Raw genomic sequence first — 19,643 nt, 5'->3', positions numbered from 1 at the left:
CATCGCTGGTCGCCCCGGGAGACTCCGGCAGATGGAAGTGCGCCCGTATTTCTTAAGCATAGTGGTCTCATGAAAGAGATTTAAACAATGTCTGGCCAGAAAACGCGACATCCCAGCCGCGTGCAATCACTTTTTCGAACCACCCAATTGATCCCGAATCCACTTTGATTCATACTCCGCCGCAGACCGAGAGGGGCATAAGACCCGTCCGGGCAGGCAAAAAACGAGGCTCGAGTATGAAACAGTTCCTCTTAATCGCATTTTGTGCGGCATCGCTGACGTCGGTGGCCCACAAAGTGGACGCGGCGCAGATCAAGCGGGCGTGTCTGGCATCAGACCGTGAAGCGGCGACGCGGGCGCGGTGCCGGTGTATTCAGCGCGTGGCGGATCAGGCGCTGACGCGTAGTGATCAGAAGACCGTCGCCAAGTGGTTCACCAACCCGCATCAGGCGCAGGAGTTGAAGATGTCGCAGACCGCGCGCGATGATGCGCTGTGGGATCGGTATCAGAACTTTGGCCAGATGGCGCAAGCGATCTGCAACTGAGCCCTGTCAATCCTTGACCTGATGCCCGCTGCGCCTCAGAAATGGCGCAGCGAAAGGTATGTGCGATGGTGATGAAAGGGCTGACCCTGCGGGGCCTTGAAGTGTTCGAGGCGCTGGCGCGGACCGGATCGGTGGCGCAGGCGGCCGAGATCACGGGGCTCAGCCAGCCCTCGGTTTCCCAGCAGTTGCGCAATCTGGAAAAGGCTTTGGGCACCGATCTGGTGGATCACGGGCGGCGACCGATGCGACTGACACAGGCCGGCCGCAGTTTCCTGGCGCGGGCCGAGGCAGTGCTGGCCGAGTTGCAGATGGCGCAAGGCGAACTGGCAGTGATGGATCTGGGGCATCTGACCACCCTGTCCATCGGCTTGATCGACGATTTCGACAACGACCTGACGCCGCGATTGGCGACGTTGCTGGCCGACAGTCTGACCCGGTCGAAATTCAAGCTGATCACGCTGCCCAGCCTGGACCTGTTTGCCGAGCTGGAAGCGCAGCGCCTGCACATGGCGGTCTCGGCCCATTCTGGCGAGGTGCTGGAGGGCGTGGTCGAATATCCGCTGGTGCAGGATCCGTTCATTCTGGTCGCGCCTAAGGGCGTTGCGCAACCAGTGCAGGATCTGCCCTTTCTGCGCTATGCCCGCGAGCAGTTGATCAGCCGTCAGATCGAAAGCCATCTGGCCCGGCAGCAGCTGGAGTTCGAGGAACGGTTCGAAATCGGCTCACACCTCGCGCTGATGGCGATGGTTGCGCGCGGCCTCGGCTGGGCGATTACCACGCCGCTGGGCTATATGCGCGCCGCCCGCTTCCACGACGGGATGGAGGCGCACCCTGCCCCGTTCGGTGAATTCGCGCGCACCATTTCCTTGTTTACACGGACCGACTGGTCCGATCAGGTACCGCAGGAAGTGGCCGACATGATCCGACGCCTGATGCGCAGCCAGATCGTTGATCCAGCGATTGCGCAATTGCCGTGGTTAGGTGGTCAGTTGAAGGTGGTGGGGTGAACCGGAAAGTGAGCATCCAGGCTCTTTTATTTGAGCCATTCGTGATCCGTCCTGCAAACCAAAAGACGTTTAATGAGCGTTAGTATGTCCGGAATAAAGGCTGTTCTTACCTGCTGAATTCAGCTTCTACTAACGCCTCGTAGGTGTCCAGTTCAGCCTCTTTGACAACGTCGCGATCAGCCAGCACTTCCAGAGCCATAAGTGCGACATCGGGGCTTTGAAACACTGCGTCCGCCAGGATTGCAAGATGTTTCAAGCTTTCTGTCGGTATGTCCTCAAGTGCGAAGAACCTTTTCAGGAACACGGCGTCGCCATCAATGGCCTGATTGCGCATAGCGCGCATCTTCAGGCGGGACGAGGCACGGGTCTTGACCGCCATAGACTTTAGAAAAAGAAACTTGTGGAAATGAAATCCCTGCGCAGACAACTCGCTCATTTGTGAGTCAAGCAGTGGCTGACCCTTGTAAAGCGGAACCATGGCGATTTCGGATATCACAGCGACCGCATTCTTGAGTTTTTCGCGCGCATTCCTGAATACGTCCAATTCTCCGCCCTGCACGTCAATCTTCAGCAGATCGAACTCTGGCAGCTCTTTCAGGTCGTCCAGCCGATGGGTGGTTATTGGTACAACTTCTTCGACCCGCATTTGCCTGGGCCACCTTCCCATAACTCTGATGAAGTCGGGGTTGGGCTCGAATAGCGAAGTGAAGCCACTTCCCTTGCAAACATGAAGGCGCTCACTTCCTCCTCTGCCGATCGCATAAGGAAGATAGGTTTCATTTTCTCCTCCCTCTTCAGAGAGCCGTGCAAATGCATCTTGCTGTGGTTCGAAACCCCAGACATCGCATATGCGGTTCTTCAGGAGGGTTGAATATGGGGTAGCGCCAAGAGGATTGGCACCCACATCCACCACCCGCGTCAGTCTTTCCGGTGACAGAACTTCGTGCAGGAACAGTGCGCGCTCGTCATTCATTTTTTGTCACTAACCTTTGGGGTATTCAGCTGGTTAATCGTGCCTGTGATCATATGTCTAACTCAGTTGGATTAACGGGCGGCAGTCGCTCTTGGAGCTTGGAGATTTATGTGTGCTGATGACAGCCTCGTGCGTGCATCAGGAATTTGTATCATTCCATCAAATGACCATTGGGGATCGGATTACTATTCCATGCACTTAATGCGACTATCTGCATAGGCACAAGGGTTTGCGCTAAGAGGGCGGATGGTTTGACCCCTGTCGCTGATTGCGATGCAGCCTGCGGAGGCCGAATAAACGTTGGTTTTGGGCTCAAACATGCTGTCGCTCTGGATTGATTGAATACGCAAGGCAAAACTACCACTGAGCCCGTACATGCGCATCCAGCCCCGCCACGGCCTCTTCGATCAGGTCCAGAGCGCCGTCGAAATCCCCGGTGTAGTACGGGTCAGGCACATGGTCGGCACCGGTATGGGGGGCGAAATCGGTCAACAGGCGGACCGGGGTGTCGTTGCCGTCCGGGCGCAAATCTTCGATGTTCGCGATGTTTTCTGCGTCCATTCCGATGATCAGGTCGAAGTGGTTGAAATCCTCGGCCACGAACTGGCGCGCGCGTAGGTCGCTGAGGTCGATATCACGCGCGCGGGCGGCCTTTTGCATCGGGCCATAAGGCGGGCTGCCAATATGCCAGCCCGAGGTTCCGGCGCTGTCGGTGATATGCCCCGGCGCCCGGGCGCGGAACACACCCTCGGCAGCGGGTGAGCGGCAGATATTGCCCAGGCAGACGAAAAGGATACGGTGTGTCATGGGAACGGGTGTAACGCGTGAGGCGGGTATGGAAAAGATCGTCATTCTGACCGGCGCCGGGATTTCGGCCGAAAGCGGACTGGGCACGTTCCGCGATGAAGGCGGCCTGTGGGCGCAGCACCGGATCGAGGATGTGGCCACGCCCGAGGGCTTTGCCCGCAATCCGTCGCTGGTGCATCAGTTTTACAATGCCCGCCGAGTACAGGCCGCCAAGGCGCAACCCAACGCGGCGCATCAGGCGCTGGCCCGGTTGCAGCAGGACTGGCCTGGAGAGGTGATCCTTGTCACCCAGAATGTCGACAGCCTGCACGAGGCAGGAGGGGCCGCGCATGTGATCCATATGCATGGCACCTTGGCTGGGGCTTTGTGTGAGGCGTGCGGATATCGTTGGGCTTCGCCACCCGAAATGGATGTGGGTGAGCCCTGCCCGTCCTGTCACCAGCCCTCGGCCCGGCCCGACGTCGTATGGTTCGGCGAGATGCCATATTTCATGGATGAGATCTACGACCATCTGATGGAAGCATCGCTGTTCGCCTCGATCGGCACCTCGGGGCAGGTTTATCCGGCGGCAGGGTTTGTACAAGAGGCGCGGGCCGTGGGCGCGCGGACGATCGAATTGAACCTTGAGCCATCAGCCGGAATATTTGATGAAACCCGGCTGGGGCCAGCCTCGAAGGCAGTACCGCGCTGGGTCGATGAGCTGTTGGCGCGAGGCAGCACGCGATAGGGGCAGACAGCGGCGCGTCTTCCCGTCTATGGTGCAGAAAACGCAAACCCGAGTGAGTGACATGACCGATCTACCGCCCAAAGACGGAGAAATCCTTGACGACAGCAGTATCGACGCGCGCGATACGTTAAGTACCAATCTGGCCAGCCTGTGGTGGACCTTTCTGCTGCGTGGAATTCTCGCAGGTCTGATCGGGATTGCAGCGCTGTTCTGGCCGACCAGCAGCATCTCATTATTGCTGCGATTGGTAGGGGCGCTGCTGATTCTGGATGGCGCGCTGACCTGGCTGGGTTTTGGGCGGCGCGGGCTGATCGGAGGCGTCGGGATCGGTGCCGCGCTGATCGGTTTGGTGTTGCTGATCTGGCCACAGGGCGTGGCCTGGCTGGCCTTCACCCTCATGGGGGCGATGGCGCTGTTCGTTGCGATCGGCTCGTTCATGGCGCTGCCGCAAATGCATCCACAAGACCCCGAGCGCGCAACGGTGCGTAATTCAGGTATCTTCGCACTCATCGTCGGGCTGGTGCTGATCTTCTGGCCCGGCAGCGGCATGGTGGCGTTGGGCTGGGCAATTGCCTTCTTCGCGCTGACCTCGGCGGTGGTGATGTTCTTTCTGGCGGCACGGTTCAAAAAAGCGGGCGATCGATTGGAGATGAAAACCGTCAACAGATGACGCAACAGGCCGGGCATTGCCCGGCCTGACGTATGGATGATGGCTGTACCACAGCCTGAAGACAGGCGTTAGTTCGAATGGCCGCCTTTGTCCTGGCGCTCAAGATCGACCGGGATCTCGACCGCGACCTCTCCGGCGTTTTCGAAGATCAATGTGACGGGAACGCTCCCTCCCTGTTCGAAGGGCGCTGTCAGGCCCATGAACATGACGTGATCACCGCCGCGTTTCAGCATGTGGGTTTCGCCCGCCGGAATGGCGAAGCCTTCCTTCACATGCACCATCTTGGCGACACCGTTTTCGTCAACCTTATGAGTGTGCAGTTCCACTCGGGCAGCCGCATCCGAGGTCACGCCGATCAGGCGGTCATCGGTATCGCCTTGATTCTGGATCATCATGAAGGCGGCACCCGCCTTCGCGGTTTTGCCCGAAGACCGTGCATAAGGGTCTTCGACCGAGATGGTATCGGCAGCCAGCGCCGCACCGGTCAGCGAAAAGGTAGTCAGGACTGCAAGCAGGCTGGATTTGAGGGTCATTATGCCTCTCCTTGGTAACTGTCTGATAGAGTTTGGAAACTGGAATCAGGCAGAAACCGGCGGGGCACGAGCTGGGTGTCGCGGCAACGGCGCGGCAATCAGATGCTGGGAAAGGAGCGACGGCGCGGGGAGCGCGCGCGACGGGGCCGGAGGTACGGCAACCGAGGCTTCATGGATCGCGCCCAGCAGGTTGAGCGCATAGTCAGGGCAGTATTGCGGTGCGCGGGTCGGTTGGCCGTCTTCGTCCATATAGACGACGACCGGCCCGCTGCCGGTGCACAAAACCATCTGCCCGACCGCGCGCTCCATACCCCGCGACACGGCCAGTCCCTGCCCGGTGAGGATCACCATCAGGGACAGCGTATAAGGCAGAAATGTGCGGAAAAAGCCTGTCATGTCAGCTTGGTATATACGCCGCCCACTGAACCGGCTTCAAGCGCAAAGCAGTGGCTGAGACAGTATGGCCTAGCTCAGCTTTTCGGCGGCCTGAACGCCTCGGCATTCATCCCCGTATGCAGTCGGTTTACCCGGCGCTGCATCCGGGTGCAGCGGATCACGGCTTTTGCAATTGATCGTGGCAGTAAAAACAGAAAATTCTTTGCTTTGAGTGACATGGTAACCCCCTCAACATGAATATGCATAAACATATGCGATATTCAGCAGGTGTTCTGTGAACAACGTCACGAAGCGGGGCGTTTTATTATCATTTCAGAGACAATCATTCGCACAGGGGCAGCGAATGCAAAAAAGAAAAGCCCCACACCGCAGGGTGCAGGGCTGAATTCTTGCGTGAGAAAGCGCTTAGGCCGAGGCTTGTGCCTTGGCGATTTCTTTCTTCACTTTCAGGGCGTTCGCCGACAGCTCGTCATCCTTGGCTTTGGCCAGGAACGCGTCCAGACCACCGCGGTGGTCGACCGAGCGCAGGGCAGCTGCCGAGATGCGCAGCTTGACGCCACGACCCAGAGTTTCCGACTGCAGGGTAACGTCGTTCAGGTTGGGCAGAAAACGGCGACGAGTTCTGTTTTTGGCGTGGCTGACATTGTTGCCAGTCATCGGGCCTTTTCCGGTCAGTTCGCAACGGCGCGACATGGTTTCTTCCTTTGTTTCTGGAGGCCGGGTACAAGACCCGCGGCCAAATCACAAGGGGCGCAACCCGAAGTCGCGCCCGAAAACTGGTTGGATGCGTTTAGTGGGAATCGCGCGAAGGGTCAAGACGGCTGCGGCGAAATCTTTGCACCCGAGTTGAATTCATTTGAGGTCAAGATCGGGGACATCCGCAACAGCGGCTTGTTATTCTTCAAATGCCGCGTGATCAACTGCGCTTGCAGCCGCCCGCCGGGGATCATGCGGGCCGGGTCGGCGCGGTAGTCAAGGTCTGTCAGTTCGGGAAAAATCTCGAATATCTCGCGACGCGACGCGGCGCTCAGCATTTTCAGCGCTTCGGGGCCGGTATAGAGGCTTTCGGTTGGCGCATCCTCGGCAAAGATCACCTGATGGCGGTCGAACAGCAGGTGGTAATACTCGACGCTTTCCACGCTTTCATCAACGTAGATATCCGGCATTGCGGTGAGTTTGATGGCCGGAATCAGAACCTCGGTCGTGCCGAACATGCGTTGGGCGATCTTTGAGTGCACCAGCATCCGATGCTGGCGCGAGACCAGCAGATCGCGATGCGGCAGCCCCTCGCCCAATGCCCCTGCAAGGATACGCACAGGCCAGAGTCTGGGGTTGGCTTCAAGCTGGAAGCGATCAAATTCGCGCCGCCCGATCCAACGGATCGGGTGCAGGCCCTGCCCAAGTGTGTGGACCAGATCACCGGTGCGCAACGACTGGATCAGGGATCGCCCATCCTGTGTCGTGATCAATGTATCGCGCGTGAAACAGGGCATACCCGACCCGTTCTCGAACGCTGAATACGTGACGGTGATGCCTGAAGGCAGGGTAAATGTGCCGCTCGAGACTGAATAACCGACCCCGTCTTCGACCGTAATCACCCCGAAAGTATCGTCCGTGATAACAGTGCCCTCAGGGAGGTTCAGCGTGTCGGTTCCGCTGCCGCCGCGAATGTCACCCGACACCGTGGTGCTGGTGAAATTCAGCGTGTCATTACCGGCACCAAGCCGGATATCGCCGACGGTTGACCCCCTGATATCAACCGTATCCGCATCCGAACCGCTAGCGATGCGCCCGCCAACCGTGCTGTTGGTGACAATGATCGTGTCGGTGCCTGCATTGCCCAGGACATTGTTGGCAATGGTGCTATTGGTGATGGTGATATCGTCATCGCCGCCACGGCCGCGGATACCGGTCACCGGAGGCGTCGCCGGGTTTCCGTTCAGAGTACCGTTGTCATTTGTGACATCGATATCGTCGTCGCCGTTGGTACCATTGATATTGGGCATTCTGACGTGTCCCGTTCCTCGGAGAATCCGGGCACGATCCGAGCTGACCAAGCCCTTTCTCAACCCGGTTCAAACGCAGTGACTTACACTCAAACACAACAATATATGTAGCTTTAATACACGATTAGCGGTCAGCGCACCAGCCGCGCACGCATCATACCGCCAGAGTGTTACGCGTCGGACAGCCCGGAGAGGATTTGTTCGGCCGCCGCCGATGGGCTGAGGTGGCCCGCACTGACCTGAGCGCCAAGATCGCTCATCCGACTGCGCATCTGTGGCGTTTCGAGACGCGCAAGCAATGCGTGGCGTACCTCTTGCTCGAACCAGTATTGTGCCTGTGTGGCGCGGTTCAATACCCAATGCCCGGCTTCGCGCCGCCAAGTGGTCAGGGCCTGCATTTCGTCCCAGGCCTGTTCCAGCCCATGCTCTTCAACCGCTGAAACCGTCATGGCCTTGGGAAACCCTTCGGGGTCCTGTGGGCGCTTGCGCAACAGACGCAGCGCGCCCGCGTAATCGGCGCAGGTGCGGGTGGCAGTCGCTTTCAGGTCGCCATCGGCCTTGTTGATCAGGATCATGTCGGCCATCTCCATGATGCCGCGCTTGACGCCCTGCAACTCATCTCCGCCCGCCGGGGCCAGCAGCAGCAGGAACAGGTCAGACATCTCGGCCACAACGGTTTCCGATTGGCCCACACCCACGGTTTCAATCAGCACGACGTCAAAACCAGCCGCCTCACAAAGTGCAATCGCTTCGCGTGTGCGGCGCGCCACGCCACCAAGATGGCTCTGGCTGGGGGACGGGCGGATAAAGGCGTCTTTCTCGCGGCTCAGTCTTTCCATGCGGGTCTTATCGCCCAGGATCGAGCCCCCCGAACGGGCCGAGCTGGGGTCAACTGCAAGAACCGCAACACGCAGCCCCTGCCCCGTCAGCATCATGCCGAAGCTTTCGATAAAGGTCGATTTGCCCACACCCGGCGTGCCCGACAGGCCGATCCGCAACGCCTGGCGTCCGGCGCCGCTCAATTGATCCAGCAGCGCGGTTGCCTGCGCTCGATGATCTTCACGCCCGCTTTCGACCAGTGTGATCGCACGGGCCAATGCCCTGCGCTCTCCGTTCAAGATCCTGTCGCCAAGCTCGGCAATGTTCATCGGTAAGTCCCCGGCTGGAATTTGCCCTAGATGAGGGGGGATGACCCGGTTTGTCCAGCCCCAACCGGAGCCGAGTTTGGCGACGCTGGACCTTGGCCGAGGCTTTGGCGATAAGGCGATATGACCCGGTTGCCCATTGATGACGCCCTTCCCGATCTTCTGAACGCCTTGCGAACGCATGGGCGCGCGGTGCTGCAGGCGCCGCCGGGTGCGGGCAAGACAACCCGCGTGCCGCTTGAGATGCTGCAGGCTGGTCTGTGCGAGGGCCGGATCGTCATGCTGGAACCCCGGCGGCTGGCCGCCCGCGCCGCCGCCGAACGCATGGCCGAGACGCTGGGTGAACCCGTGGGCCAGACCGTGGGCTATCGTGTCCGTGGAGACGTGAAAGTTTCAAAGGCGACACGCATCGAGGTTGTGACCGAAGGTATCCTGACACGGATGCTGCAATCCGAACCCGATCTGCCCCGCGTGGGTGCGGTAATATTCGATGAATTCCACGAACGGTCCCTGAACGCCGATCTTGGGCTTGCACTGTGCCTTGAGGTGACAGGAGCGTTGCGCGATGACCTGATCTTGCTGGCGATGTCCGCGACGCTGGATGCTGAACCGGTGGGCCAGCTGATGAACGCGCCTCTGGTGACATCCGAAGGGCGCAGCTATCCGGTCGAGACCCGCTGGTTGGACCGGTCTTTGGGGCCGCAGGCGCGGCGACTGGACGCGCTGATCGATCTGGTGGTGCGAGCCGAACGGGAAACCAAAGGGGGCATGCTGGTGTTCCTGCCCGGTGAAGGTGAAATTCGGCGGGCCGAGGCGGCTTTGGCCAGCCGTCTACCCGACACCTGTTCAGTGCGGCCTTTGTTCGGAGCACTGCCCTTTGCCGCCCAGCGCGCGGCGATTGCGCCGGTTAAGCAAGGTCGCAAGGTGGTTCTGGCGACGTCGATTGCCGAAACCTCGCTGACTATTCCCGATATCCGCGTGGTGGTCGATATGGGGCAAGCCCGGCGGGCGCGGTTCGATCCCGGATCAGGCATGTCGCGGCTGGTGACCGAGCGGGTGACGCGGGCCGAAGCGACGCAGCGCGCAGGCCGTGCGGGGCGTGTGGCCGAAGGTGTCTGCTATCGGTTGTGGTCCAAGGGCGAAGAAGGTGCGCTGGCCGCCTACCCGCCTGCCGAAATCGAGGCTGCCGATCTGACCGGGCTGGCGTTAGAATTGTCGCTCTGGGGCGCAGAACCGGGTGATCTTGCGTTTCTGACCGCGCCGCCCGAAGGCACGCTGGCTGAGGCGCACGCGTTGCTGGCGATGCTGGGTGCCCTGGATGGCAAAGGCCGGATCACCGAGCATGGGCGGGCACTGGCGGCGCTGCCGCTGCATCCTCGGCTGGGGCACATGCTGCTGCACGCGGGACCTGAGGCCGCGACACTGGCTGCACTGATGGCGGAACGCGATCCGCTGCGGGGCGCGCCGGTCGATCTGTCTTTGAGGCTTGAGGTGCTGCGGGACCTGCGCGCGTTTCAGCGCAATCGGGTCTGGCAGGTCAACATGGGCGCGCTGGATCGGATCAAGGGCGAAGCAAAGCGGTTGCGCGCGCAATCTAAGGATGCGGGCGGTCTGAGCCCGGCAGCGATGGCGGCGCTGGCCTATCCCGATCGCATCGGACAGCGACGCAAGGGAGATGTCCCGCGTTATGTCCTGTCGGGTGGCAAAGGCGTCGTGCTGGAAGCCGGAGATACGCTGGCGGGTGCACCTTATCTTGTGGTGACGGATACGGATGGGAACCCGCGTGAAGCGCGCGTGCGCATGGCAGCGCAGATTTCCGAGGGGGAAATTCGCGATCTATTCGGCGATCAGATCGCGTGGGTCGACAGCTGCGACTGGTCGAAACGCGAACGCCGTGTCGTGGCGCGCAGGCAAGAGCGGTTCAGAGCGATCACGCTGGACGACCGCATCTGGAAAGATGTCCCCGAGGATGCATTGGCGCGGGCGATGTTGGACGGGGTGCGCGATCTGGGTGTGCGGCTGAACGGGGCCGCAGCGCGATTGGCCGCTCGGGTCGAGTTGATCCGCGCGGAAGGCGCTGATTTGCCGGACTTCTCGGAAACCGGGCTGATGGATACGCTGGAAGACTGGCTGCTGCCGATGCTCTCGGGCGTGCGCAATGCCGATGACTGGAAGCGGTTCGACCTGCTGCCCGCGCTACGCGCCCGGCTGGATTGGGACCAGATGCAGGAACTGGATCGGCGGGCGCCGGGCTCGTTTGTGACTCCGTTGGGCCGCAAGCTGCCAATTGACTATGGCGGTGCGGTGCCCGAAATCTCGGTTCGGCTACAAGAGGTATTCGGCGTTACGCAACATCCGGTGGTTGGGGGCGAGCCTTTGAAGATCACGCTGCTGTCACCGGCCCAGCGACCGATCCAGATCACCCGTGATCTGCCCGGATTCTGGGCCGGGTCATATGCCGATGTGCGCAAGGACATGCGGGCGCAGTACCCAAAACATCCCTGGCCCGAAGATCCAACTCAGGCGGATCCGACGCTGCGCGCGAAGCGGCGCAAAGGCTGAGTTGATCAGGTTGGCGTAAATAAGCCTCATTGGCGGAAACAGTGCAAAGCGCACAAATTGCTGCAAAAATACACGAAACACCGAAAGTTCAGGCCATATTTTGCGGTTATCCGAGGGCGGTATTGTTAACTCAGCGATACATGATTATGTAATTTCTTCGAATTACAAAAAGAATACGCCCGAGCAGGCCTGACATGACGACATGGATACGCAACATCTGGGAAGAGGTCGCGCGACCGCTGATCCAGCGCCCAAGCCGGGTGCAGGTTGCTGCGTTGTGTACCCGCAAGGCAGGTCCCGGTGACGACGTTCTGTTGATCACCAGTCGGGGCACCGGACGCTGGATTATCCCCAAAGGCTGGCCCATTGATGGGCTCAACGGGCCGGAAACCGCATTGCGGGAAGCCTGGGAAGAGGCCGGCGTGCGTGCAACGGAGGTGCAGAAAGATCCCGTTGGTCATTACTCTTACGACAAAAGGTTGGATGACGGCACGGCGTTGCCGGTTGTCACCAGCGTTTATCGGATCGAGGTGACCGGACTGGCGGATGTATTCCCCGAGTCCGATCAGCGTAAGCGCTGCTGGGTGTCCCCGAAGGTGGCCGCCGAACGCGTGCAAGAGCCGGAATTGCGCGACTTGCTACTGCAATTGTAACAATATTGTAAAAAACTGATGACAACGGTTGCCGCGCCGATTGGAACCGTTTAGCGGCGGGCATCATTCAAAACAGCCGCTGTGAACCGATGTCAGACCACCCCACCAAAGCCCGTTGGCACGCACTGGACCGTGACCTACAGCGTATCTCGCGCGTTGAGCATGCCAATGCCCAAGTATCGCGTCCTCTGTTGGCCCCCGGAATTGCACTGGCCTTTATCGCGCTGGCAGGTTTGGCTGCAGCGCTTCTGTTCGGACGGGCCGATGGCGGCGTGATCGTTGTCGCAGCTGCGGCATTCGGCGCTTACATGGCGATCAATATCGGTGCCAACGACGTAGCCAACAATATGGGCCCGGCAGTGGGGGCCAATGCTCTGACCATGGGCGGAGCCATCCTGATTGCCGCCATCGCAGAAAGCGCAGGCGCGTTGCTGGCAGGGGGGGATGTGGTTTCGACCATCTCTAAGGGCATCATCGATCCGATGTCGGTGCAGAACAGCAATGTGTTCATCTGGGCGATGATGGCGGCCCTGATATCGTCGGCACTGTGGGTCAATCTGGCTACCTGGGTCGGGGCACCGGTTTCGACCACGCATTCGGTGGTCGGCGGCGTGATGGGTGCCGGCATTGCTGCGGCGGGCCTAAGTGCGGTGAGCTGGGGCACGATGAGCGCGATTGCCGCCAGTTGGGTGATCTCACCCGTTTTGGGCGGGATGATTGCAGCCGCCTTTCTGGCATTGATCAAACACAAGATCCAGTATCAGGACGACAAGATCGCGGCAGCGCGGCGCTGGGTGCCCATTCTGGTTGCCGTGATGGCAGGGGCGTTTGCCACCTACTTGTCGGTCAAAGGCCTGAAGCGGATCGTCAAAATTGATCTTCAATTTGCCCTTTTGATCGGTCTGACCTTTGGCGGCCTGGTCTGGGCTGCGACGGTACCGTGGGTCAAGCGCAAGTCTGAAGGGTTGGAGAACCGGACCCGGTCGTTGAAGACATTGTTTGGTCTGCCTCTGGTGATTTCGGCCACATTTCTGAGCTTTGCGCATGGGGCCAATGATGTGGCCAATGCGGTGGGTCCATTGGCGGCAATCGTGCATGCGGCCGAGTTCGGAGATTTTGCCACGAAAGTATCGATCCCGACATGGGTCATGGTGATCGGCGCGTTTGGCATCTCGTTCGGCCTATTCCTGTTCGGTCCCAAGCTGATCCGTATGGTCGGCAGCCAGATCACCAAGCTGAACCCGATGCGGGCGTTCTGTGTCGCGCTATCGGCGGCGATCACGGTCATCGTCGCCAGTTGGCTGGGTCTGCCGGTCAGTTCGACTCATATCGCGGTTGGGGCCGTCTTTGGTGTTGGCTTCTATCGGGAGTGGCATGCAGAACGGCGGTGGAAATACTCGAACCGCCAGCGGCCGGCGGAGCTGCGACTGGCGCGCGAGGAACGGCGGCGGCGCAAGCTGGTGCGGCGGTCGCATTTCATGACCATCGTGGCGGCCTGGGTGATCACGGTACCGGCAGCGGCAGTGATGTCGGCGCTAATTTTCTGGGTTTTGACTGCGTTCGCTTGATCGGAATTTGCGAGGCTCTGCCTCGCGCTCCGAGGTATTTTAGGCCAGATGAAGAGACGGATCAGGTTATGATCTGGTCGACTGTGAGCGGCGTGTCCGGTGATTGGTGGATGAGTTGAGAGACTCGGCTATTGATCGGGGTTGGGATCGCGTACTGTTGGCCGAGTTTGATGATTTCGCCCTGTAGACTGTCGATTTCGGTCGGGCGACCCGCCGTCAGATCATAAGCCATCGAGGTGCGCGCATTTGGGTCGATGGTCAGCATTTTTGCCGCAATTCGTGTAAAAATTGGCGTTGGCAGACGTAGAATGTGCGGTGTCATCCATGCGGGTAGTGGCGTTGTGGAGGTGGCCTCGATCTCGGCGACTTTCAAAACACGCTGCGCCTCGGCCATCTGATCAGCCATCAGGCGACGCCAGTTTCGGTCGAGCAGTTGGTTTTGCAAGGTCAGGCCGGACAATGCGTTCAATGCATTGTTGAGGTTGATCACCAGCTTACCCCATTGCACTGCCTCGATCTGGTCGCTTTCGCTGACGCGTAGATCCGGGGCGCTTAGGCGTTCAGCCAGAGACCGGGAGCCACGCTCGATGACGATCTCACCCGATGTGGCACGGTGATAGGTTGCCGGGCCCGTCGGCACCACGTTGAAGGGCACCATTCCAGCCCGAACGTCGCGTCCGGGAAGAGCGGTGCGCAGGGTGCGGGCGTTCTCGAGCCCATTCTGCCAAGACAGAACCGGGGCCGTTTCCGTGGCGTGTGCGGCGATCAGCGCTGCCATCTCGGCGGTCGCGCCTGTTTTTACCGTGACGATGACCAACTCGGCATCCCCGAGACAGGCAGGGTCTTCGCTGAGCGTGAGTTGTACGGCGGCGACGTGACGATGCAGGTTCGAGAAATCTGTCACCGTCAGCCCTTGTCCCCGGATGGCGTTCAGCACCCGCGCGCGACCCAGCAGCGTCACGCTGTGTCCCGCTGCGGCCAGCAATGCGCCGCAAAAGCAGCCAATGCTGCCTGCACCGGCGATGACGATATTCATGGCTTACCTCCGCTGTGCCTCCAAGGATCGCCGGGATCGTTCAACGGAGCCAGCGTGACGTGGGGTCAGACGCGGGCGCGTCTGGGTCGGGTGCGTTCGAGGTCTTCCGAGATCGGAATGAACTCCTGATCATCACCGGGCGGCAGGTGGAAGGCGCCGTCCGCCCAGTCGGCAGTTTTCCATTCGCGTGTGGCCGTTTCTATCTTCTCTTTCGAAGAGGAGACGAAGTTCCACCAGATGTAACGATCTTCGTTCAAGGTCGCGCCGCCCAGCAGCAACAGCCGCGCACCCAGTGGTCCGGCCTTCACGGACAGGTGATCGCCGGGGCGGAAGACCATCATGCGACCCGCCTCGAAGCTGTCGCCTGCGATCTCGACCGAGCCTGTGGTGACATAGACACCGCGATCCTCGTGATTGTCGGGCAGCGGGAAGGAGGCACCCGGTTCGAACTGGACGTCGAGATAAAAGGTCTCGGACAGCATGGTGACCGGGCTGGTTTCGCCATAGGCGGAACCAAGGATCAGGCGGGCGCTGACGCCTGCATCCTGAATATGGGGCAACGCGCCCTGTTTGTGGTGTTCGAAATCGGGGGCCATATCTTCGTGAGTTTCGGGCAGGGCGATCCAAGTCTGGATGCCAAACAGGCTGTGTTTCTTGCCGCGTGTTTGGTCACTGGTACGTTCGGAATGGGTCACACCACGCCCAGCGACCATCCAGTTGACCTCGCCGGGATAGATCATCTGATGCGTGCCGAGACTGTCGCGGTGTTCAAACTCGCCCTGATATAAATAGGTCACGGTACCAAGTCCGATATGGGGATGCGGCCGTACGTCAATACCGCCTTCGGTGATGAATTCGGCCGGACCCATTTGGTCGAAGAAGATGAAGGGGCCGACCAGTTGCCGTTTGACCGAGGGTAGCGCGCGGCGCACCTCGAACCCGCCCAGATCACGGGCACGGGGGATGATCAGGCTGTCTAGCGCCGGGTTCTCGGACCGGCAGTCGGCTGTATGGGTCGGATTCCAGCTCATTCTCGCTCTCCCTTAGGTCAGGATCTGGCTTGGGCTTCAATATGTTTGATAATGTGGAATATAGTATGATTTATTATCCGGCATAGCGCATGAGTGCACATATACAGTGCACGATGGGCGGAAACGGCGGCAACGCTCACGTGACGGTGATGAAATGACCCGAACTTCAGACCAGCTTAACTCGGCTTTCGCAACAAACGTGCTAGATTGAGTGTTAGGCCAGACACCATGCCCGTTATCGAAAGGAGCCCTCTCGATGTCGCACGTTCTTCTTACCCGCCGCAGCGCGTTGGTTACGGCGGGCTGTTTTGCAGCGCTAGGCACGGCCGGGCTGACCACGCCCGCGCGGGCGCAGGGCGTTGCACCGACCCCGTCCATGCGGGGCGGATCGAACAACTATCGCCCCGGCGCCCCTATTGTGCAGCGCATCGGCGGCGGAGGTTTCTGGATGACCGGCACCGTGCGCCGCGCAGGCGACGGAGCCCCCTTGCCCGGACAGCGTATCCAGATCTGGGCGCATACGACCGAGGGGCACGAGCGCGACCAGCGCAGCCATGGGGCGACGCTGACGGATGCGAACGGTGAATTTCGGCTTGAGATGCCACAAATCGTGCCCGCCTTTGGCCAACCGCATGGGCATCTCGCCTATGACAGCGGCGAATTTGAGACGGTATTCCTGCGCCCGGTGATGTCGAGCGCGAAAGACAAAACGCTTGCCGCGCATTTCGTCTTGCAGCCTGCCTGATACGTGTTGAGGCGCATACTGATCTGGGCAGCGTTGATTGTCGCCCTTCTGGTGCCGGTTATCGCGGCAGCATTCAGCCCTTATCTGGCGTGGCGCGAGCCGATCTACATCCTAGCCGGGTTTGCGGGCATCGTCGGGATGTGCCTTCTGCTGATGCAACCCTTGCTGGCCGGACGCTGGTTGCCTGGGCTTTCACCTGTGCGCAGCCGCTTATGGCACAGGCGGTGCGGTCTGGCCCTTGTCGCAGCGATCGTAATCCATGTGGGCGGTTTGTGGATCACGAGCCCGCCGGATGTCGTGGACGCGCTTCTATTCGTATCAGCCACACCCTTTTCCGTCTGGGGTGTGATCGCGATGTGGACGGGTTTTGCTGCAGCAACGATGGGCGTTCTGCGGCTACGCCTGAACCTGCGATTTCGGCTCTGGCGTCTGGGTCACGCCGGACTGGCAGTGGTGACCATACTGGGCAGTGTCGTACACGCCCTGATGATTGAGGGCACGATGGAGATCATGACCAAGATCGCATTGTGTGTGCTGGTAGTTCTGGCGTGCGTCGCTACGCTCGCCAGATTACGGGTCTGGGAAGTGTCCCGACGCGTTTAGTCCTCCCATACGCATACCGGGGCCGCGTCAGGCTGACAGGCGTTTGGCATAGGTCGCGCGATCTATTTCAACATCCCGCACGGTGATGCTGCCGACCGTGGGCGCAGACGCAGCCAGAACATTCAGAATGATCGCGTTCAACTCGGCGCGCGTTGCCTCATCTCGGCCTTGCAACAACAAGAGCGTGGCATGAATGAAGGTCTGCGGTTCGGTCCCGATGCGGAAATACGGAAACGAGGTGGCACGGATTTTGAGTGTTGGGGCATCGAATTCTTCATGCGCGGCGAGCTCGGAATAGAGCTGCTCACAGATGGCTTGAAAATCATGAGTTTTTTCGAGCCCGGCAGAGAATTCCAGAGTGATGTGTGGCATTGGTTGCTCCGAGATTTAAGAGAGCCATCTATGGCTCTCCCAGATTGCTGTCGGCCTCAGACGCCCAGACACCAGCGCATCACGGCTTTTTGCGCATGCAGGCGGTTTTCGGCCTCGTCAAAGATCACCGAGTTCGGGCCGTCCATGACCTCGGATGTGGCCTCTTCTTCGCGGTGCGCAGGCAGGCAGTGCATGAACAACGCGTCTGGCTTGGCATGCGACATCAGCTCGGTGTTGACCTGATAGGGGCGCAGCATGTTGTGGCGGCGCTCCTTCGCGGATTGAGAATCGTGCATTGAGACCCAAGTATCGGCGACCACGAGGTCGGCCCCTTCAACAGCTTTGTGCGGGTCCCGTTCGATCACGATTTTCGAGCCCTTCTGGCGTGCAAGCCCCATGAATTCTTCTTCTGGGTCCAGCTGCGCCGGGCCGGTGAATGTCAGGTCGAAACCGAATTGACCGGCGGCATGCAGAAATGAAGCGCAGACATTGTTGCCGTCGCCGGTCCAAACGACCTTTTTTCCTGCGATGGGGCCGCGATGCTCTTCATAGGTTAGCACATCGGCCATGATCTGGCAGGGATGTGTACGATCGGTCAGACCATTGATGACGGGAACGTCCGAGTATTCGGACATCTCGGTCAGGATGGTTTCATCAAAGGTTCGGATCATGATCATGTCGACATAGCGCGACAGGACCCGGGCGGTGTCGGCGATGGTCTCGCCATGGCCCAGCTGCATGTCCTTGCCGGACAGTACCATAGTCTGCCCGCCCATTTGGCGCACGCCAACATCGAAGGACACGCGGGTCCGCGTTGATGGCTTTTCAAAGATCAGCGCAACCATGCGGCCTGCCAGAGGCTGCTCATCGTCGGGGGCGGCTTTGGGACGCCCAAGGCGCGCCTGTTTCATCGCGCTGGCCTGATCGATCATGTTCCGCAGATCACCTGCGTCAGTTTTGTGGATATCAAGGAAGTGGTTCATTTTAATTCACTTTTTAATCAGGCGAGTTCAGGCCGAAGCCATTGCGTTTTCGACTTGTGCCGCAGTTTTCTCGAGGCGGATCAGGGCTTGTGCGATGTCATCCTCGGTGAGGGTCAGCGGCGGCAGCAGGCGGATCACGTTATCTGCGGCGGGAACCGTTATGACCTCGTTGTCATAGCCAGCGTTGACCACGTCGATATTGGTGGGCTTGCATTTCAGGCCTAGCATCAGGCCTGAGCCGCGCACCTCCTCGAATACTTCGGGGTGGTCCGCGATCAGGCCTTCGAGCTTCTGACGCAGCAGGCCTGCCTTGCGATTCACACCTTCGAGGAAGGCCGGAGTAGCGACCTGATCAATCACCGCGCAGCCAACGGCACAGCCCAAGGGGTTGCCGCCATAGGTCGAGCCGTGGGTGCCTGCCGTCATGCCGCTGCCGGCCTCTTCGGTGGCCAGAACCGCACCCAGAGGAAAACCGCCGCCGATGCCTTTGGCGACCATCATGATATCCGGCGTGATGCCGGCCCATTCATGGGCAAAGAGTTTGCCGGTCCGCCCCACGCCGCATTGGACCTCATCGAGGATCAGCAAAAGGCCGTTATCATCGCAAATCTGGCGCAGGGCTTTCAGCTCTGCATCCGGAACGGGGCGGATGCCGCCTTCGCCCTGAACCGGTTCGATCAGGATGGCCGCCGTGTTGTCGGTGATGGCGTTGGTGACACCGTCGAGGTCTCCGAATGTCAGATGGACAAAGCCTGGCAGCAGCGGGCCGAAACCTTTGGTCATTTTCTCTGACCCGGCGGCGGCGATACCCGCCGATGACCGGCCATGGAATGAGCCGTCGAAAGTGATGATCTCGACCTTCTCGGGCTGACCTTTGTCATAGAAATACTTGCGGGCCATTTTGACGGCCAATTCGCAGGATTCGGTGCCCGAATTGGTGAAGAACACCGTATCGGCAAAGGTGTGTTCCACCAGCTTGTCCGCCAGTGCCTGCTGTTGCGGGATGTTATAGAGGTTTGAAACATGCCACAGCGCATGCGCCTGTTCCGTCAGGGCCGCCACCAGCGCCGGATGCGCATGACCCAGCGCGTTTACCGCTATGCCCGCGCCCAGATCCAGAAAACGTCGGCCATCCGCCTCGGTCAGCCAGGCGCCTTCGCCCTTCACGAATGTCAGGGGCGCGCGGTTATAGGTCGGCAGAACGGACGGGATCATCGGATCATCCTTTTCGAATAGCTTGAGCCCTGTGAGTGATACACTGGGGCCATGGTCGTCAACTGA

At 59.9% G+C, this 19,643-nt stretch carries 21 protein-coding genes; 9 read left to right on the top strand and 12 right to left on the bottom strand.

What is annotated here, in order from left to right:
• Window positions 1–236: 236 nt before the first annotated feature.
• On the top strand, window positions 237–545 hold the full coding sequence (locus tag ACR0CZ_RS17075; protein WP_170397201.1) for a hypothetical protein: 309 nt from the start codon (window positions 237–239) through the stop codon (window positions 543–545).
• A gap of 65 nt (window positions 546–610) precedes the next feature.
• A complete protein-coding gene (locus ACR0CZ_RS17070) occupies window positions 611–1,552 on the top strand; it encodes a LysR family transcriptional regulator (RefSeq protein WP_170397757.1) in 942 nt (313 codons plus the stop codon).
• Window positions 1,553–1,658: 106 nt separating this feature from the next.
• Here ACR0CZ_RS17070 and ACR0CZ_RS17065 read toward each other — a convergent pair whose 3' ends face one another.
• Together ACR0CZ_RS17065 and ACR0CZ_RS17060 are read right to left on the bottom strand one after the other, a co-directional pair.
• Window positions 1,659–2,465, bottom strand: coding sequence for an FkbM family methyltransferase (locus ACR0CZ_RS17065; RefSeq protein ID WP_170397203.1), 807 nt, complete (start codon window positions 2,463–2,465; stop codon window positions 1,659–1,661).
• 417 nt (window positions 2,466–2,882) lie between these two features.
• A complete protein-coding gene (locus tag ACR0CZ_RS17060) occupies window positions 2,883–3,332 on the bottom strand; it encodes a low molecular weight protein-tyrosine-phosphatase (RefSeq protein WP_170397205.1) in 450 nt (149 codons plus the stop codon).
• A gap of 28 nt (window positions 3,333–3,360) precedes the next feature.
• Here ACR0CZ_RS17060 and ACR0CZ_RS17055 point away from each other — a divergent pair, with 28 nt between their 5' ends.
• Together ACR0CZ_RS17055 and ACR0CZ_RS17050 are read left to right on the top strand one after the other, a co-directional pair.
• Entirely contained in the window at window positions 3,361–4,059 is a 699-nt protein-coding gene (locus ACR0CZ_RS17055; protein ID WP_170397759.1) for an NAD-dependent deacylase, read from the top strand.
• A 61-nt stretch (window positions 4,060–4,120) separates the two neighbouring features.
• Window positions 4,121–4,729 carry an HdeD family acid-resistance protein gene (locus tag ACR0CZ_RS17050; protein ID WP_170397206.1) on the top strand — a complete coding sequence of 203 codons (609 nt, stop codon included), beginning with the start codon at window positions 4,121–4,123 and terminating at the stop codon, window positions 4,727–4,729.
• A 68-nt stretch (window positions 4,730–4,797) separates the two neighbouring features.
• On the opposite strand, the gene ACR0CZ_RS17045 is transcribed toward ACR0CZ_RS17050, so the two are convergent.
• From ACR0CZ_RS17045 to meaB, 5 genes are all read right to left on the bottom strand, one after another.
• Window positions 4,798–5,262, bottom strand: a complete 465-nt coding sequence (locus tag ACR0CZ_RS17045; RefSeq protein WP_170397208.1) for a copper chaperone PCu(A)C — start codon at window positions 5,260–5,262, stop codon at window positions 4,798–4,800.
• A gap of 45 nt (window positions 5,263–5,307) precedes the next feature.
• Window positions 5,308–5,658 carry a glycosyltransferase family protein gene (locus ACR0CZ_RS17040; RefSeq protein ID WP_170397210.1) on the bottom strand — a complete coding sequence of 117 codons (351 nt, stop codon included), beginning with the start codon at window positions 5,656–5,658 and terminating at the stop codon, window positions 5,308–5,310.
• 405 nt (window positions 5,659–6,063) lie between these two features.
• Window positions 6,064–6,351 (bottom strand): 50S ribosomal protein L28, encoded by a 288-nt coding sequence (gene rpmB / locus ACR0CZ_RS17035; protein WP_008756960.1) that lies wholly within the window; start codon window positions 6,349–6,351, stop codon window positions 6,064–6,066.
• Between the two features lie 119 nt (window positions 6,352–6,470).
• Window positions 6,471–7,664, bottom strand: a complete 1,194-nt coding sequence (locus tag ACR0CZ_RS17030) for a Hint domain-containing protein (protein ID WP_170397212.1) — start codon at window positions 7,662–7,664, stop codon at window positions 6,471–6,473.
• Window positions 7,665–7,834: 170 nt separating this feature from the next.
• Window positions 7,835–8,812 (bottom strand): methylmalonyl Co-A mutase-associated GTPase MeaB, encoded by a 978-nt coding sequence (gene meaB, locus ACR0CZ_RS17025; protein WP_170397215.1) that lies wholly within the window; start codon window positions 8,810–8,812, stop codon window positions 7,835–7,837.
• Window positions 8,813–8,932: 120 nt separating this feature from the next.
• Here meaB and hrpB point away from each other — a divergent pair, with 120 nt between their 5' ends.
• The 3 genes from hrpB to ACR0CZ_RS17010 all read left to right on the top strand — a co-directional run bounded on the left by hrpB (window position 8,933) and on the right by ACR0CZ_RS17010 (window position 13,592).
• Window positions 8,933–11,371, top strand: coding sequence for an ATP-dependent helicase HrpB (gene hrpB / locus ACR0CZ_RS17020; protein ID WP_480537207.1), 2,439 nt, complete (start codon window positions 8,933–8,935; stop codon window positions 11,369–11,371).
• Between the two features lie 194 nt (window positions 11,372–11,565).
• A complete protein-coding gene (locus ACR0CZ_RS17015; RefSeq protein WP_170397218.1) occupies window positions 11,566–12,024 on the top strand; it encodes an NUDIX hydrolase in 459 nt (152 codons plus the stop codon).
• A gap of 89 nt (window positions 12,025–12,113) precedes the next feature.
• Window positions 12,114–13,592, top strand: coding sequence for an inorganic phosphate transporter (locus ACR0CZ_RS17010; RefSeq protein WP_170397220.1), 1,479 nt, complete (start codon window positions 12,114–12,116; stop codon window positions 13,590–13,592).
• 61 nt (window positions 13,593–13,653) lie between these two features.
• Here the strand turns inward: ACR0CZ_RS17010 and ACR0CZ_RS17005 are convergent, their stop codons facing one another.
• Window positions 13,654–14,628, bottom strand: coding sequence for a 2-dehydropantoate 2-reductase (locus tag ACR0CZ_RS17005; protein WP_170397221.1), 975 nt, complete (start codon window positions 14,626–14,628; stop codon window positions 13,654–13,656).
• Window positions 14,629–14,693: 65 nt separating this feature from the next.
• Window positions 14,694–15,659, bottom strand: coding sequence for a pirin family protein (locus tag ACR0CZ_RS17000; protein WP_170397222.1), 966 nt, complete (start codon window positions 15,657–15,659; stop codon window positions 14,694–14,696).
• Window positions 15,660–15,915: 256 nt separating this feature from the next.
• Here ACR0CZ_RS17000 and ACR0CZ_RS16995 point away from each other — a divergent pair, with 256 nt between their 5' ends.
• Complete coding sequence (locus ACR0CZ_RS16995) at window positions 15,916–16,404, top strand: peptidase associated/transthyretin-like domain-containing protein (RefSeq protein WP_170397223.1); 489 nt, start codon at window positions 15,916–15,918, stop codon at window positions 16,402–16,404.
• Between the two features lie 6 nt (window positions 16,405–16,410).
• Complete coding sequence (locus ACR0CZ_RS16990; RefSeq protein WP_480503800.1) at window positions 16,411–17,007, top strand: ferric reductase-like transmembrane domain-containing protein; 597 nt, start codon at window positions 16,411–16,413, stop codon at window positions 17,005–17,007.
• Between the two features lie 27 nt (window positions 17,008–17,034).
• Here the strand turns inward: ACR0CZ_RS16990 and ACR0CZ_RS16985 are convergent, their stop codons facing one another.
• The 3 genes from ACR0CZ_RS16985 to ACR0CZ_RS16975 are packed head-to-tail and all read right to left on the bottom strand — an operon-like array spanning window position 17,035 to window position 19,577.
• Complete coding sequence (locus ACR0CZ_RS16985) at window positions 17,035–17,379, bottom strand: tautomerase family protein (RefSeq protein WP_170397231.1); 345 nt, start codon at window positions 17,377–17,379, stop codon at window positions 17,035–17,037.
• 56 nt (window positions 17,380–17,435) lie between these two features.
• The gene (argF, locus tag ACR0CZ_RS16980; RefSeq protein WP_170397232.1) at window positions 17,436–18,362 is read right to left on the bottom strand and encodes an ornithine carbamoyltransferase; all 927 of its coding nucleotides are present in this window, start codon (window positions 18,360–18,362) and stop codon (window positions 17,436–17,438) included.
• Between the two features lie 27 nt (window positions 18,363–18,389).
• Window positions 18,390–19,577 carry an aspartate aminotransferase family protein gene (locus ACR0CZ_RS16975; protein WP_170397234.1) on the bottom strand — a complete coding sequence of 396 codons (1,188 nt, stop codon included), beginning with the start codon at window positions 19,575–19,577 and terminating at the stop codon, window positions 18,390–18,392.
• Between the last annotated feature and the right edge of the window lie 66 nt (window positions 19,578–19,643).

The organism is Ruegeria sp. H9 (assembly GCF_056532915.1).
The sequence above is the reverse complement of the archived record's forward strand: the minus strand, read 5'-3'. Positions and strand labels throughout refer to the sequence as shown.